The following is a 14,836-nucleotide window of genomic DNA, read 5'->3' as shown; positions in this document are numbered from 1 at the left end:
GCAGCGGAGCCCGTGTCTCGTTTCGGGTGTGACCCCACGGTGGGACACGGGCTGGGCCGTTAGGCTCAGAACTTGACGTGCAGGCGGGCGAAGTAGGAAACGCCGTTCAGGCCGAATTGCACGCTCTCGTATTTGAAGCCGTTGTCGGTTTCGTTCGGATCTTGCGGCGTCGGGTGCACATCGAAGATGTTGGCGGCGCCGAAGCTCAGCTTGGCGTTCTTGTTGAAGGCGTAGGTGAAGCCCAGGTCGGCCGAGGTCTTCGCTTCGTATTTCTGGTTCGGCACGCCAGCTGCGGTGCCGCTCCAGGTGCCCAGGGTCTGCGGGCCGAAGTGGATGATCTTGAAGTTGGTCTCCAGCGGGCCGGTCACGTAGTCGAAGCCCAAGGTGGCCTTGCGGCGCGGGCCGCCCTGTTCCAGGAACAGGCGTTCGCGTTCGGACAGCAGCACGTCTTCAAAGCCTTGCAGCGCGGCCGGGGCGTGGATGTCGGTCACTTCGGTCTTGCTGAAGTTGGCGGCCAGGAAGGTAGTCAGTTTGTTGCCGAGCACAGTGCTCTTGTGCGATGCGGTCAGGTCCAGACCCTGGGTCTTGGTGTCGACCGAGTTGACGAAGAATTGCGCGGCGCCCACGCCCATGGTCGCCAGCCTGTCCGCCAGGGCAGGGTAGTTCTCCTGGTTGAACTGGCCGGACAGCACGATGCGGTCCTTGATCTTGATGTGGTACAGGTCGGCGGTGACCGACAGGTCCGCGTTCGGGGTCCAGGTGGCGCCCAGGGTGAAGCTGCGCGATTTCTCTTCTTTCAGGGGATCGAGGCCGGCCACCTTGCCTACCGGGCCGACGGCCGGCGTGATCGAGATATCGGTTGGCACGCCGCCCACGAAGTCGGTATAGGTCGAAGAGAAGTAAGCCTGCTGCAGCGATGGTGCGCGGAAACCGGTCGATGCCGATGCACGCAGCAGCACTGGATCGGCGACGCGGTAGCTGCCGGCGATCTTGCCGGTGACGGTGGAGCCGAAGTCGCTGTACTTCTCCCAGCGCAGGGCGCCTTGCAGGCGGGCTTTCTGGGTCAGGTCCGCTTCCAGGTCGATGTAGGCGGCGTTGCTATGGCGCTTGGCGTCGGTCGCGTCGCCAGGACGGAAGCCCGGGAAGCCCTGACTGCCGGCATTGCCGCCGATGCCTACGCCGTCGGCATCGATGTAGGAACCAGGTTCCCCGGCAAAGATCTTGTATTTCTCGGCGCGGTACTCGGCGCCGAACGCCACGTTCAGGCCTTCGCCAACCAGGCCTTCGAAGTAGCGATTCATGTCGAAATTGGTGGTCGACTGCTGGAATGAGAAGCCGCCGGCGTTGAAGGAGCTTGGGCTGATGCCCTTACCGCCGTTCAGCAGGTCCAGGTTGGCGATGGAGGCGTTCAGCGTGTTGCTGATGTTGTACTTCAGGCGGTTGTAGCCGTAGGTTTGCGACAGGTCGGCATTCCAGTCGCCGACCTTCTGCTTGTAGCCGAAGATGGCGTAGCGGTCGTCCAGGTCGCCGTTGATGAACGGGACGAAGCCGTTCGGGTACATGGCTGCGGAGTTGCGGGTCGGGATGTCGTCGGTGCCATTGCGCGCCCAGGCGCCGCTGGAAGCGTCGCGCTGCTGGACGCCGCCGGTGAAGTAGACGCGGCCAGGGCCGGCCGGGATTTCGCCGTTGACGTAGACGGTCTTGTTCTTGGACTTGGAATCGCCAATGGTACGCGGGTTGCCTTCCTCGGCGCGGTTGGAGCGGCCGCGGTCCAGGTATTCGCCGGTGATGCCGACGGTGCCGCCTGCTACGGCGAAGCCGCAGTAGGCCGATGCCAGCCAGTTCTTGCCGTCGCCCGCGCCGTACTGGCCGTAACCGACCGCCGATTCGCAGCCGACGTTCTTTTTCAGGCCGATGTCCATCACGCCGGCAATCGCGTCGGAGCCGTATTGGGCAGCGGCGCCGTCGCGCAGCACTTGCACGTCCTTGATCGCCATCACGGGGATGGCGTTCATGTCGGTACCGGTGGCGCCGCGGTTGCGCGCGCCGAAGATGTTGACCAGGGATGAGGTGTGGCGGCGCTTGCCGTTCACCAGCACCAGGGTCTGGTCCGAGCTCAGGCCGCGCAGCGCTGCGGAGTCCACCAGGTCGGCGCCGTCCGCGCCGGTCTGGCGGGTCGAGTTGAACGATGGGGAAATGAAGGTCAGGGTCTGTGCCAGGTCGAACTGCGCGCCTTGCTCGGAAGCCTTGGTCAGGGAGATGACATCGACCGGCGCCACGGTATCGGTCAGGGAACTGGTCGCGCGGCGCGAACCGACCACATTGACCACGGTCAGGTCGCCAGAATCGGCTTGGGTTTGTGCCGCCACAGGCAGGGCAGACAGGGCACTCGCACCATACAGGGCGGTCAGAACGGCTTTACGCAGAATCGAAGGACTTGACAATTTTTTGCTCCTGGGAAAAATTGCCTTTGATTCTAGCCGAACTACATTTGTACAGCGTTCACAAATGACAAGTTTGCGTTGCAACTACGCCACGGCTGCGGATCATACGTATTCCATCGCGCCGCCGCGAGGAACAGCAAGGGCAACGGCGGCGACCCGGGTGGCACGGATGGCTGGAGTCAGTGTAGAATACTGTATGGACATACAGTCATCGCGCGCCGGGCTGCCCGCCTATGCGGAGCTGTTTTGCCTGACAAACTTTTCATTCTTGCATGGTGCTTCCCATGCTGAAGAGCTGGTGGAGCGTGCGGTAAAACTCGGCTATGGCGCGCTGGCCATCACGGACGAATGTTCGCTGGCCGGCGTGGTACGCGCGCATGGCGAGGCCAAGCAGGCCGGCCTGAAGCTGCTGATTGGCGCCCATTTCCACCTGACGCATGCCGATGGCAGTCCCGCGCTCTCCCTGCTGGCGCTGGCCACCAACCGCAATGGCTACGGCAATCTCTCGGAAATGATCACCCTCGGCCGCATGCGTGCCGACAAGGGGAGCTATCAACTGCATCCGGACGATTTCGCCAAGCCGCCGCCGGAGCGCGAACATTTGCGCGGCCTGCCGGATTGCCTGCTGCTCCTGCTGCCGGAATACCCGGCCGAGGTGGAGCGCCTGCACCAGCAGGCTTCCTGGATGGCTGCCACTTTTGGCGAGCGCACCTGGCTCGCCACCATCATGCTGGGCCGCGCCTTCGACGAGGCGCACGGTGCAGCGATCGAGGAAGTCTCGCTGCAGCATGCCTTGCCGGTAGTCGCGGCCGGGCACGTGTGCATGCATGTGCGCTCGCGCAAGCCGTTGCACGACACCTTGACGGCGGTGCGGCTCGGCAAGCCGGTCAGCGAATGCGGATATGAACTGGGGCAGAACGCCGAGCAGCATCTGCGCTCGCGGCTGCGGCTGGCCAACGTCTATCCGGCGGAGGTGCTGGAAGAGACCATGCGCGTTGCCGATATGTGCAAGTTCTCGCTGGAAGAACTGCGCTACGAATATCCGAACGAATTGATTCCGCCAGGGCATACGCCATCCAGCTTCCTGCGCCAGGAAACCTATATCGGCGCCCATCGCCGCTATCCGGCCGGCGTGCCGGCCAATGTGCAAAACCAGATCGAGGAAGAGCTGGCGCTGGCTGGGCAACTGAAGTACGAGTACTTTTTCCTCACGGTGTACGACATTGTGCGCTATGCGCGCTCGCAGGAAATCCTGTGCCAGGGACGGGGCTCGGCCGCCAATTCGGCCGTCTGCTACTGCCTTGGAATTACCGAAGTCGATCCCGCGCTGGGCAATAGCGTGGTCGGGCGCTTTATGTCGATCGAGCGCGACGAGCCGCCCGACATCGACGTCGATTTCGAGCACCAGCGGCGAGAAGAGGTCATTCAGTACATCTACCGCAAATACGGCCGTCACCGCACGGCGCTGGCTGCGACAGTCATTTGCTATCGCACCAAGAGCGCGCTGCGCGACAGCGGCAAGGCGCTCGGCGTCGACCTGGAAATTGTCGAGAAGGTCGCCAAGTCGCACCGTTGGTTCGACCGCAAGCACGAGCTGATGGAGCGCTTTGCCGAATGCGGGCTGGATCCGGAATCGCCGGTGGCGCACCAATGGGCCCACCTGGCGCTGCAATTCCTCAGCTTCCCGCGCCACCTGTCGCAGCACGTCGGCGGCTTCGTCATCTCGCAGGACAAGCTGTCACGGCTGGTGCCGATCGAAAACGCGGCCATGGAAGAGCGTAGCGTGATCCAGTGGGACAAGGACGACCTGGAAGAACTTGGCCTGCTGAAGGTGGACGTGCTGGCGCTGGGCATGCTGTCCGCGTTGCGCCGCGCCTTCGATCTGGTCAGCGCGCGCCGTGGCGAAATCTTCACCATGCAGGATGTGCCGCGCGAAGACCGCGCGACCTACGAGATGATCTGCCAGGCCGACACCATTGGCGTGTTCCAGATCGAATCGCGGGCGCAGATGAGCATGCTGCCGCGCCTGAAACCGCAAGTGTTCTACGACCTGGTGATTGAAGTGGCCATCGTGCGGCCCGGTCCGATCCAGGGCGGCATGGTGCACCCTTATCTGCAGCGGCGCATGGGCAAGGCAAAGGTTGATTACCCGCCGGGACTGGAGAAAGCGCTGGGCCGCACGCTGGGCGTTCCGATCTTCCAGGAGCAGGTGATGCAGGTAGTGATCGATGCCGCCGGTTTCACGCCAGGCGAGGCCGACCAGTTGCGGCGCTCGATGGCCGCATGGAAGCGCAAGGGCGGCCTGGAAAAATACCAGACGCGCATCGTGTCGGGCATGGTGGATCGCGGCTATGACGAAGCCTTTGCCTTGCAGATCTGCCAGCAGATACAAGGCTTCGGCGAATACGGCTTCCCCGAATCGCACGCAGCCAGCTTTGCATGGCTGACGTATGTGAGCTCGTGGATCAAGTGCCACGAGCCGGCCGCCTTCCTGTGTGCGCTGCTGAACAGCCAGCCGATGGGCTTTTATTCGCCTTCGCAACTGGTGCAGGATGCAAAGCGGCATGGCATTGAAGTGCGGCCGGTCGACATCACTTGCAGCGGTTGGGAATCTTCGCTGGAAGAGCGGGCAGGGGAAGAGCAGCCTGCGGTGCGGCTCGGCATGGCACTGCTGCGCGGCATGCGCGTCGAAGCCGCGCTGCGTATCGAGGAAACGCGCGCGATCAAGCCTTTTGCCAGCGTGACTGAACTGGCGCGGCGCGCCGACCTCAATCGCCACGACCTGCAGGTACTGGCCGGCGGCAATGCCTTGCGCTCGCTGGCCGGCAATCGCCGCCAGGCGCTGTGGGATGCGGCGGGCGCGGTGCCGGACAAGGATTTGCTGCGCCCGACCGAAGTGGAGGAGGAAACTCCGCAACTGGTGCCGCCAACCGAGGGCGAAGAAATCCTTGGCGACTACCGTTCGCAAGGCTTGACGCTGGGCCGCCATCCGCTGGCGCTGCTGCGCCCGGCGCTGCTGGCCAAGCGCTTCCTGCCGGCCGAGGTGCTGAACACTTTCAGCAACAACCAGCTGGCGCGCGGTGCCGGCATCGTCACCGGCCGCCAGCGGCCCGGTACTGCCAAGGGCGTGCTGTTCGTTACCATCGAAGACGAAACCGGCTACGTCAACGTGATCGTCTGGCCCGACCTGGTGGAAAAATACCGGCGCGAAGTGCTGGGCTCTTCGCTGCTCGGCGTGTACGGTGTGTGGCAACAGGAAGGCATCGTGCGCCACCTGGTCGCGCGCCGCCTGGTCGATCTGTCGCACCTGCTCGGGCGCCTGCCCACCGCCAGCCGCGACTTCCAGTAAGCCGGCGCCTGCGTGATATTTGACGACAATGTGCGTGGGTCGGTGGTGATAAAATTTTTGCATGAATGGAAAATTGATATCACTTCTTGCTTTATGCCTGCTGGCTGCTTGCCAGCGAACTCCAGAAACCAAACCGGCTGCCCAGAAAGACGTGGCACCCGCCGCTCCCCAAGAAGAAAACGATCTTGAAAAGGCTTTGTCGCGCGCGATCTTCGGCGATGCCGGACTCGCCCAAGGACTCGAAGTGCTTGGCTTTAAAGACCTGGGGAACGGCAAGGCGGCGCTGGTCATCAGCCAAATTCCTGCCGACAGTCCGGAGCCTGGCATGCGCGATATGGCGCTGCAGGCGACCATCAGCGCCTACCTGCTGGACAAGGTCGATGGAAAATGGAAGGTCAGCCGGCGGCACGAGTCGATCACGGAAATGGGCAGCAATGGCTTCGCCGGAGAGCTGACCTGGTTGATGCTGGGGGCCGGCAAGCCTGGCTTTGCAATCGTCGACGCGAGCGGCAATCGCGGCCAATCGGTGAAGTCGCTGGCGCTGTTCGACCTGACGGCGAAAGACATGCGCACCCTGGCCGGCAAGCCAATCCTTGTCCACTCGGATAACGATGGCGATTGCGAAGGCGAACGCCCGCACTGCTGGAATATCAGCGGCGAATGGCGCCTGGTGCAGAAAACAGGGCAGGCGTTTGCCGACCTGGAGATCGCTTTCTCAGGTGTTGACGAGCAAAGGTCGAAAGAGGCTACTGACAAGGCGGGTGCGCTCTGGGAGCAACCCGGCGCTGAGCCATCATACGAAGATTATCTTGCCGCACTTGGGCCGCGCGAGCAACGCAAGGTCTCATCGACGGCACGCTATTCTTTGAGCGAGAAAGGCATCCATCTCGTTAGCGGCGAAAATCTTGTGGAGGCATCTTATGGCGAATAAGCTGGCATTGCTAGGCGCGGCCTTGCTCCTCGCCGCCTGCACCAGGATTGAGGCGCCGCAGCCTGCGCCAGCGGCGACGCCGGCGTCAGCGCCGCAAGCCGTGGCTGAAGCTAAAAAGCCGGTCGATCCCAAGGTTCTCCGCATGATGGAATTGCTGCGCGCCGTATATGGGGGGCAGGGCGCGCAAGAGGCCTATATGGAAGTCGATATGCCCGATCCTGAGCAGCGTAACGAAAAGGGCAAGTACCTTCTTGCGCCGGTCGCCATGCAGGAATTGCCCGATGGACGGATGGTTGTCGTGGCCGACGCGGAACTGCTGGGTGATGACGGCGAAGTCATGACGGGCCACAGTTCGCCCGGTTTTCTCAGCGCCTACGTGCTGCGCAAAGCCGGCGACAAGTGGCAGGTCGAAGCACGGCATGAAAACATTGCTGCACTCGGTTCGAGCGGCCGCTTTGACGAAGTGCAGTGGGTGTCGCTGGGGGAAGGGAAGCCCGGATTTGTCGTGATGCATGGCGGGGTCTGGATGGGGCAAGCTATCGGCTCGCTGTCGGCCTTCGACCTGACCGACGGTGCCATGCACGACCTGACCGACAATGGCGTGTCGATGTTTTCGAACAATGACGGGGACTGCGGAGAGGACAGTACACATTGCTGGTCGGTCGAGGGCAAGTGGCAATTTGAAAAGCGCGAGGGTTCGGCGTATGACGACTTGGTGGTGCGCTTTACCGGCCATGAAGAGGATAAGCCGGAGAATGCACCGGAAACCCAGGCGCGCAAGCGCAAGGACGTAGCAGGCATGGCGCGCTACAAATTCGATGGCGGGCGCTATGTGCTGGTCGAAGGAGAGAACATTGTCCCGGGAGTTTGAGATTCGGCCAGCAGTTGCCGATGATGCATCGGCGATCAGTGCGCTGATCCTGTCGCTGCAGCCCTACCTGACCATTGAGCCGGATGGAAGCGGCGCGGAAGAATTCCTGGCATCGCTGTCGCCCGATATCATTCGCCGCAACCTGCAAGACGAAAACTATTGCTACCGGCTGGCGTTCGACGGCGAAGCGCTGGCCGGCGTGGTCGCAGTGCGTAGCAACTCGCACCTGTTTAGCCTTTACGTAGGGTCGCCATGGCATGGGCAGGGCGTAGGCAGGCGGCTGTGGGAGCTGGCACGCGACGGTGCGCTGGCGCGCGGCAACCCGGGCAACTTCACCGTGAATTCCTCGACCTTTGCCGAAGCCATGTACCGCCATCTGGGCTTCACGGCAACCGGCCCGCTGGCGGAAATGCACGGTATACGCTTTATCCCGATGCGCCTCGACCTTTAAGGCACTCTACCGCAGAGAATGCGGTACTGGTATGGGCTTACCCCTAACTTTGCTTTGAAAACGGCGCCAAGATGGGATTGATGGGAAAAGCCGCAGTCCATCGTCCATCGGGTCATCTATGAGGAACTTTCCCGGCCACTGCGCCGTCATCGCTCTCGTGCGGACGCAAGTGGCCAGAATGCATGTCAGGGCTCAGCGCGAACTCTGGTCCAGGTGACTCGGGCCGCTGGTCGTGCTACTGGTGCCGTAGAAGTTGTGCAGCTCAGTGGCCCAGGTCTGGTTGGCCATGTCCGGCCAGTGGTTCTTATCGAAGCCGGGCGCCTGTTCGATGCGCTCTTTCTCGATATTCAGCGTCATGCGGTGGTTGGAAGTGTCGAGCGACAGCGCCTCGAACGGCACCGCGAACAGCTTCTCGCCGATGCCCAGCACGCCGCCGGACGCCATCACCACATAGGCGATACGCCCGGTTTGCATGTCGAGCATGATCTCCTTGACCGTGCCCAGGTGTTCATTCTGCAGGTTATGGACATGGTCGCCGATCAGGGTGTCCGCGCCCATCAGGCGGGGACCTGGACCCTGGTGGCCAGTGTCGACATAGTTGCCATATTCGTCGCGATCCAGACTCATGGTGGCCTCCTGTTGAAATAAAGATATTGTTGCTTCCTGGCGGGGCCTGGGTCTGTTCGGTGCCGCACGCATTCGGGGGCAAAATAGGCTATAATTTCAATTTCCCGCTGCGCGCCTCCCCGGCGCCGATCTCGCAATGACCAAATTTGTCTTCGTCACTGGTGGCGTTGTGTCGTCCCTTGGTAAAGGGATTGCCGCCGCCTCCCTCGCCGCGATCCTCGAATCGCGTGGCCTCAAAGTCACCATGCTCAAGCTGGACCCGTACATCAACGTGGACCCAGGCACCATGAGCCCAATGCAGCACGGTGAAGTTTTCGTTACCGATGATGGTGCTGAGACTGACCTGGACCTCGGTCACTACGAGCGTTTCATCTCCACCCGCATGCGCAAGGTGAACAACTTCACCACCGGCCAGATCTACGAATCGGTGATCCGCAAGGAACGCCGCGGCGAGTACCTGGGCAAAACCGTGCAGGTGATCCCGCACATCACCAATGAAATCCAGGATTACATCCGCCGTGGCGCGGAAGGCTACGATGTCGCCCTGTGCGAAATCGGCGGCACCGTCGGCGATATCGAATCGCTGCCATTCCTGGAAGCTGCACGCCAGCTGTCGCTGCGCGCAGGCCGCAAGAACTGCGCTTTCGTTCACCTGACCCTGGTGCCGTACATCGCATCGGCCGGCGAACTGAAAACCAAGCCTACCCAGCACTCGGTACAGAAGCTGCGCGAAATCGGTATCTCCCCGAATGCGCTGCTGTGCCGCGCCGACCGCAAGATTCCGGAAGACGAAGTGGCGAAGATCTCGCTGTTCTCGAACATCGAAGAGCGCGCCGTGATCTCGGTGTGGGACGTGGACACCATCTACAAAGTGCCGCAGATGCTGCACGACCAGGGTCTGGACGCGATCATCTGCGAGGCACTGGACCTGAACCCGGCGCCGGCCGACCTGTCCATGTGGGCAAAGCTGATCCACAATCTGGAAAACCCGAAGGCGGAAGTGTCGATCGGCATGGTGGGCAAGTACGTCGAACTGACCGAATCGTACAAGTCGCTGACCGAAGCGCTGCGCCACGCCGGCCTGCACACCGAGTCGCGCGTCAACATCGAATACATCGATTCGGAAGAAATCGAGACCAAGGGCGTCGCCGAGCTGGCCAAGTTCGACGCGATCCTGGTGCCGGGCGGCTTCGGCAAGCGCGGCGTGGAAGGCAAGATCAAGGCGGCGCAATTCGCCCGTGAATCCAAGGTGCCTTACCTGGGCATCTGCCTGGGCATGCAGGTGGCGCTGATCGAATATGCGCGACACATGGCCGGCTTCAGCAAAGCCAACTCCACCGAGTTCGAGCCGGACACCGAACAGCCGCTGGTGGCCCTGATCGACGAATGGCAGAACGAAGACGGCAAGATCGAGAAGCGCGACGCCAACTCCGACCTGGGCGGCACCATGCGCCTGGGGGCGCAGACCTGCGAAGTCAAGCCGGGCACCCTGGCTTCCGAGATCTACGGCAGCGTGGTGACCGAGCGTCACCGTCACCGCTACGAAGCGAACAACCATTACCTGGCCCGCGTCGAAGAAGCCGGCTTGGTGGTGGCAGCGCGCACCCCGAACGAGAACCTGTGCGAGATCATGGAACTGCCGCGCACCGGTGCCAACGCCCACCCATGGTACATGGGCGTGCAGTACCACCCTGAATTCAAATCGACCCCGCGTGACGGCCACCCGCTGTTCACGTCCTTCATCAAGGCAGCCCTGGCGCATAAAGCCGCCGCAGGCAAGCCGGCCCTGAAGGCAGTCGAAACCAAGGAGAACGTCGCATGAAGCTGTGTGGATTCGATGTAGGCCTGGACAAACCATTCTTCCTGATCGCCGGCACCTGCGTGATCGAGTCGCGCCAGATGGCGTTTGACACCGCCGGCGCACTGAAGGACATGACTGCTGAACTGGGCATCCCGTTCATCTACAAGTCGTCCTTCGACAAGGCCAACCGCACCTCCGGTACCTCGTACCGCGGTCCGGGCATGGAAAAGGGCCTGGAGATCCTGGGCGACGTGAAGCGCGAGCTGGAAGTGCCGGTGCTGACCGACGTGCACACCGTGGAAGAAATCGCCGCCGTGTCGTCCGTGGTCGACGTGATCCAGACCCCGGCCTTCCTGTGCCGCCAGACCGACTTCATCACCGCCTGCGCTGAATCCGGCCTGCCGGTGAACATCAAGAAGGGCCAGTTCCTGTCGCCGCACGAAATGAAGAACGTGATCGACAAGGCGCGCGCGGCTGCCAAGGCCAAGGGCCTGAATGAAGACAACTTCATGGCCTGCGAGCGTGGCGCTTCCTTCGGCTACAACAACCTGGTGTCGGACATGCGTTCGCTGGCCATCATGCGCGAAACCGGCGCACCGGTGGTGTTCGACGCAACCCACTCGGTGCAGCTGCCGGGCGGCCAGGGCGGCTCGTCGGGCGGCATGCGCGACATGGTGCCTGTGTTGTCGCGCGCTGCCGTGGCCGTGGGCGTAGCCGGCCTGTTCATGGAAACCCACCCGGTTCCTGCACAAGCGCTGTCGGACGGCCCAAATGCCGTGCCGCTCGGCCGCATGAAAGAACTGCTGTCCGTTCTGATCGAACTGGATCGCGTCACCAAGAAGGCTGGCTTCCTCGAATCCAACTTCAACTAAGTCATATCCAAAAGGGCCGCTTTGTTTGCGGCCTTTTTTTGGCCCTGTCTGTTATTCTTGCAACAATTTTGCCCCAGATATTCGCTTTAACTTTGGAGAAAACACATGAGTGCAATCGTTGACATCATCGGCCGCGAAGTAATTGATTCGCGCGGCAATCCGACCGTGGAATGCGACGTCCTGCTGGAATCCGGCGTCATGGGCCGTGCCGCAGTGCCGTCCGGCGCATCCACCGGTTCGCGCGAAGCAATCGAACTGCGCGACGGCGATGCCAAGCGCTACTTCGGCAAGGGCGTGCTGAAAGCCTGCGAAAACATCAATACCGAAATCTCGGAAGCCATCATGGGCCTGGACGCCAATGAGCAGGCTTTCCTGGACCGTACCCTGATCGAACTGGACGGCACCGAGAACAAGTCCCGCCTGGGCGCAAACGCCATGCTGGCCGTGTCGATGGCTGTTGCCAAGGCCGCCGCTGAAGAAGCCGGCCTGCCGCTGTACCGCTACTTCGGCGGCTCGGGCGCGATGCAGATGCCTGTGCCGATGATGAACGTGATCAACGGCGGCGCGCACGCCGACAACAACCTGGACATCCAGGAATTCATGATCATCCCAGTGGGCGCTCCCTCCTTCAAAGAAGCCGTGCGTTACGGCGCCGAAGTGTTCCACACGCTGAAGAAGATTCTGCACAAGAAGGGCATGAATACCGCCGTGGGCGATGAAGGCGGCTTCGCTCCTTCGCTGGCTTCGCACGAAGATGCGATCAAGCTGATCATGCAAGCGATCGAAGAAGCCGGCTACGAGCCAGGCACCCAGATCGCCATCGGTCTGGATTGCGCAGCTTCCGAATTCTACAAAGATGGCAAGTACCACCTGGAAGGCGAAGGCATGGTGCTGTCGGCTGAAGAGTTCACCAACCTGTTGGCTACCTGGTGCGACAAGTATCCGATCATCTCGATCGAAGACGCGATGCACGAAGGCGACTGGGCAGGCTGGGCACACCTGACCCAGGCCCTGGGCAAGAAAGTGCAGCTGGTAGGCGACGACCTGTTCGTCACCAACACCAAGATCCTGAAAGAAGGCATCCAGAAGGACATCGCCAACTCGATCCTGATCAAGATCAACCAGATCGGCACCCTGACCGAAACCTTCGCAGCAATCGAAATGGCCAAGCGCGCCGGCTACACCGCCGTGATCTCGCACCGTTCCGGCGAAACCGAAGATTCGACCATCGCCGATATCGCTGTCGGCACCAACGCGCTGCAGATCAAGACTGGCTCCATGTCCCGTTCGGACCGCATGGCCAAGTACAACCAGCTGCTGCGCATTGAAGAAGACCTTGGCGATATCGCTTCCTACCCAGGCCGCGATGCGTTCTATAATCTGAAGTAATTGCAATCCCACCGGCCGGGACTCCCCGGCCGGTTCAGTTTTGACCCAATGCGCCTGATTTCTGTAGCCCTTGCCCTGTTGCTCTTGCTGATCCAATACCCGCTTTGGCTGGGGAAGGGCGGCTGGCTGCGTGTGGCGGACCTGGAGAAAGAGGTCGCGGCTGCGCAGGAAAAGAATGAAGGCCTGCGCCAACGGAATGCCAAGCTGGCTTCCGAAGTGAATGACCTGAAAGACGGCACCGGTGCTGTCGAAGAGCGGGCGCGCTTCGAGCTAAGCATGATCAAGCAGAACGAAATCTACGTTCAGATCCTCGGCAAGGACCAGGCCAAGCCGTCATCCGCCGAATCCAGGCCTTAATTGGCGGTTCTGCCACATCCATTCTCAGCGACTGCTCTGAGTTAGCAGCTTGGTCAGGCTGGTTTCGGCCCCATTGCGGAAGTTCGGAGTATTTCGGGATTCGTAGTTCAGTAAGAACAGCCCTGATTTTGTAGCAGCATCAAAGACCGGTTGAGCGGCGTCCCTGCTCGTAAAATATAAGATGTTTGTGTCGTCCCAACCTGCTGCGTATATGCATCCAAGTTCAGGCAGAATCAGGAATTGTGAGGGCGACCTTCTCACATTGAACCTCGATTGCTTGACCAATCCGTCGCGTGATGTATAGCGCTTCAAAACCAACTTGGCCTTTTTTGGCCAACGGCCTCGATATCGCACCGTGAATGCCGGGGTAAGGTCAAAAACTGCGGCCCAATGCGTTTCAAGCTTTTGGTCGCGCCTAGCTCGCTCTGGACCATTAAAGCAATCCATCAGATGCCACTCTGATTCATCACGTAGCCAATGGTCAAATACAGAAATTGCGACCTTTTGCATTCCACCGTCGGATTCTTTTTCCAATACTTCTTCCAAGAGCGGAAACTGCCGATGTATGGCGTGCGTTTCCGCATCGGTAACACGTGACAATATTTTCATGTATGAGGCCTCTACGAGGCTCTGGTCGATTGGTGATTTAACTAGCGGCCGAATGCCGCGTGTCCATTCCGCTGGTCTTCGACCAAGCGGATAAGCAGCCTTCCGAGCTCCAGGGCTTCCGTCTCGCCAAGTTCGACTGGATCGCTTCCTGCAGCGTTCACCTTCAAGTGAATTCCACCGTCAACCCAGATGCTGATGTCGCCGCTCGCCATTTCGAAAACTTCCGTGCTTTGCTTGTCTTCAACCATTGCTTTACCTTCAGTTGGATTTTTCTTCATGAGTTACGGGGCAACTACAGCACCGGGCCGCAAGCTGATCACTCTTCAAACCGATGTTTTCGCACTTGGCCGAGGAATTCGGGCGTCACTGGGTATCCTGAACTTGCCCCATTCACGGAATCGATCCCGCAGTATGGACACAGCGCGGTTGTCCCTGAATCAAGCTTGAGTCCTCCGGCGTACCTTCCTGCCAATCAACCCAGTCCTTGATTTCATTTTGGGGGAAGTTCGCGAGGCAATGGAAGCAGCCGCATTGGGTACTACTCAAAATTTCAGCGCGATGCCGCGAGCTATGCTTATGCGCGGCGAGTATGTCATTCATCTTAAGGCTCGCAAAAGGACTCTTATATTCAGGCCGCACTTGGCCGCCATCAACTCGACTTCCCGGATCGGCGGCTTCTGGCCGACCTTCGTCGGTTGTCATTCTGCAGAGCTCATCCGAGAAGCAATAACAACTCATCTTGAAGGTCGTTGTCCAACTCCATTTGCTTCTGAGCTTTGCCCAACAGGGATAAACATTCTTTACGCGCCGTTTCGTCTGGGCTCATGCGTTGTTCACGCAAGATCGAAAGAGCTTCATAAGAAGCTTCAAAGCCACCTTCAATTGCCCATCGAAATAGTTGCGAAAAACGGGAAGTGCAGTCGAAGCCGGAAAGTGCATATATCAAAGTTCCACGCGCTTCCCGATATGCTGCTATTTCGATTGCAGCAACAAGCGCGTCGACAGCCTCCGGATTCCCTGAATCCATCAACGTGATGGCTGCCACGTTCCTTATCCTGGCATCAGGGGACATAACGTCTGCGAGTGCCACCGCGAATTTTTCTTCTGGATTCAACTCTATCTTCTTTTCTTTTAG

General features: G+C 60.5%; 13 protein-coding genes. 8 read left to right on the top strand and 5 right to left on the bottom strand.

Annotated features, from left to right (window positions below):
* Positions 1-65: 65 nt before the first annotated feature.
* Positions 66-2,444 (bottom strand): TonB-dependent receptor plug domain-containing protein, encoded by a 2,379-nt coding sequence (locus tag ACN9MZ_RS22845; RefSeq protein ID WP_426339161.1) that lies wholly within the window; start codon positions 2,442-2,444, stop codon positions 66-68.
* Between the two features lie 196 nt (positions 2,445-2,640).
* Between ACN9MZ_RS22845 and ACN9MZ_RS22840 the strand changes: the two genes are divergently transcribed.
* The 4 genes from ACN9MZ_RS22840 (at position 2,641) to ACN9MZ_RS22825 (ending at position 8,046) form a co-directional block, all read left to right on the top strand.
* Positions 2,641-5,793: an error-prone DNA polymerase gene (locus ACN9MZ_RS22840; RefSeq protein ID WP_426339160.1), complete on the top strand. Its 3,153-nt coding sequence runs from the start codon at positions 2,641-2,643 to the stop codon at positions 5,791-5,793.
* A gap of 61 nt (positions 5,794-5,854) precedes the next feature.
* Positions 5,855-6,724, top strand: a complete 870-nt coding sequence (locus ACN9MZ_RS22835) for a hypothetical protein (RefSeq protein WP_426339159.1) — start codon at positions 5,855-5,857, stop codon at positions 6,722-6,724.
* Positions 6,714-7,595: a hypothetical protein gene (locus ACN9MZ_RS22830; protein ID WP_426339158.1), complete on the top strand. Its 882-nt coding sequence runs from the start codon at positions 6,714-6,716 to the stop codon at positions 7,593-7,595. Before ACN9MZ_RS22835 ends, ACN9MZ_RS22830 begins: the two co-directional genes overlap by 11 nt.
* Entirely contained in the window at positions 7,579-8,046 is a 468-nt protein-coding gene (locus tag ACN9MZ_RS22825; RefSeq protein ID WP_426339157.1) for a GNAT family N-acetyltransferase, read from the top strand. The genes ACN9MZ_RS22830 and ACN9MZ_RS22825 overlap by 17 nt, the downstream gene beginning before the upstream one ends.
* A gap of 192 nt (positions 8,047-8,238) precedes the next feature.
* Here ACN9MZ_RS22825 and ACN9MZ_RS22820 read toward each other — a convergent pair whose 3' ends face one another.
* The gene (locus ACN9MZ_RS22820; RefSeq protein ID WP_426339156.1) at positions 8,239-8,673 is read right to left on the bottom strand and encodes a PRC-barrel domain-containing protein; all 435 of its coding nucleotides are present in this window, start codon (positions 8,671-8,673) and stop codon (positions 8,239-8,241) included.
* Between the two features lie 136 nt (positions 8,674-8,809).
* On the opposite strand from ACN9MZ_RS22820, the gene ACN9MZ_RS22815 reads away from it, so the two are divergent.
* The 4 genes from ACN9MZ_RS22815 to ftsB all read left to right on the top strand — a co-directional run bounded on the left by ACN9MZ_RS22815 (position 8,810) and on the right by ftsB (position 13,092).
* Positions 8,810-10,495: a CTP synthase gene (locus ACN9MZ_RS22815; protein WP_426339155.1), complete on the top strand. Its 1,686-nt coding sequence runs from the start codon at positions 8,810-8,812 to the stop codon at positions 10,493-10,495.
* A complete protein-coding gene (gene kdsA, locus ACN9MZ_RS22810; RefSeq protein WP_426339154.1) occupies positions 10,492-11,346 on the top strand; it encodes a 3-deoxy-8-phosphooctulonate synthase in 855 nt (284 codons plus the stop codon). Before ACN9MZ_RS22815 ends, kdsA begins: the two co-directional genes overlap by 4 nt.
* 105 nt (positions 11,347-11,451) lie before the next feature.
* Complete coding sequence (gene eno, locus ACN9MZ_RS22805) at positions 11,452-12,735, top strand: phosphopyruvate hydratase (RefSeq protein ID WP_426339153.1); 1,284 nt, start codon at positions 11,452-11,454, stop codon at positions 12,733-12,735.
* 48 nt (positions 12,736-12,783) lie between these two features.
* Positions 12,784-13,092, top strand: coding sequence for a cell division protein FtsB (gene ftsB, locus ACN9MZ_RS22800; protein ID WP_426339152.1), 309 nt, complete (start codon positions 12,784-12,786; stop codon positions 13,090-13,092).
* A 24-nt stretch (positions 13,093-13,116) separates the two neighbouring features.
* Here the strand turns inward: ftsB and ACN9MZ_RS22795 are convergent, their stop codons facing one another.
* The 3 genes from ACN9MZ_RS22795 to ACN9MZ_RS22785 all read right to left on the bottom strand — a co-directional run bounded on the left by ACN9MZ_RS22795 (position 13,117) and on the right by ACN9MZ_RS22785 (position 14,815).
* Complete coding sequence (locus ACN9MZ_RS22795; protein ID WP_426339151.1) at positions 13,117-13,701, bottom strand: hypothetical protein; 585 nt, start codon at positions 13,699-13,701, stop codon at positions 13,117-13,119.
* A gap of 41 nt (positions 13,702-13,742) precedes the next feature.
* Entirely contained in the window at positions 13,743-13,979 is a 237-nt protein-coding gene (locus ACN9MZ_RS22790; protein WP_426339150.1) for a hypothetical protein, read from the bottom strand.
* A gap of 434 nt (positions 13,980-14,413) precedes the next feature.
* On the bottom strand, positions 14,414-14,815 hold the full coding sequence (locus ACN9MZ_RS22785; protein WP_426339149.1) for a hypothetical protein: 402 nt from the start codon (positions 14,813-14,815) through the stop codon (positions 14,414-14,416).
* Positions 14,816-14,836: the final 21 nt, after the last annotated feature.

The sequence above is a fragment of the Pseudoduganella sp. S-14 genome, from assembly GCF_049913285.1.
Classification (GTDB): Bacteria; Pseudomonadota; Gammaproteobacteria; order Burkholderiales; family Burkholderiaceae_D; genus Rugamonas.
This window is presented reverse-complemented; position numbering and strand designations above follow the sequence as displayed.

What these genes read in the sequence shown, in the direction of transcription:
- ACN9MZ_RS22830 (WP_426339158.1), top strand. Translation starts at nt 6,714, where the DNA reads ATGGCGAATAAGCTGGCATTGCTAGGCGCGGCCTTGCTCCTCGCCGCC.
- eno (WP_426339153.1), top strand. Translation starts at nt 11,452, where the DNA reads ATGAGTGCAATCGTTGACATCATCGGCCGCGAAGTAATTGATTCGCGC.
- ACN9MZ_RS22795 (WP_426339151.1), bottom strand. Translation starts at nt 13,701, where the DNA reads ATGAAAATATTGTCACGTGTTACCGATGCGGAAACGCACGCCATACAT.
- ACN9MZ_RS22840 (WP_426339160.1), top strand. Translation starts at nt 2,641, where the DNA reads ATGGACATACAGTCATCGCGCGCCGGGCTGCCCGCCTATGCGGAGCTG.
- ACN9MZ_RS22790 (WP_426339150.1), bottom strand. Translation starts at nt 13,979, where the DNA reads ATGAAGAAAAATCCAACTGAAGGTAAAGCAATGGTTGAAGACAAGCAA.
- ACN9MZ_RS22835 (WP_426339159.1), top strand. Translation starts at nt 5,855, where the DNA reads ATGAATGGAAAATTGATATCACTTCTTGCTTTATGCCTGCTGGCTGCT.
- ftsB (WP_426339152.1), top strand. Translation starts at nt 12,784, where the DNA reads ATGCGCCTGATTTCTGTAGCCCTTGCCCTGTTGCTCTTGCTGATCCAA.
- ACN9MZ_RS22820 (WP_426339156.1), bottom strand. Translation starts at nt 8,673, where the DNA reads ATGAGTCTGGATCGCGACGAATATGGCAACTATGTCGACACTGGCCAC.
- ACN9MZ_RS22815 (WP_426339155.1), top strand. Translation starts at nt 8,810, where the DNA reads ATGACCAAATTTGTCTTCGTCACTGGTGGCGTTGTGTCGTCCCTTGGT.
- kdsA (WP_426339154.1), top strand. Translation starts at nt 10,492, where the DNA reads ATGAAGCTGTGTGGATTCGATGTAGGCCTGGACAAACCATTCTTCCTG.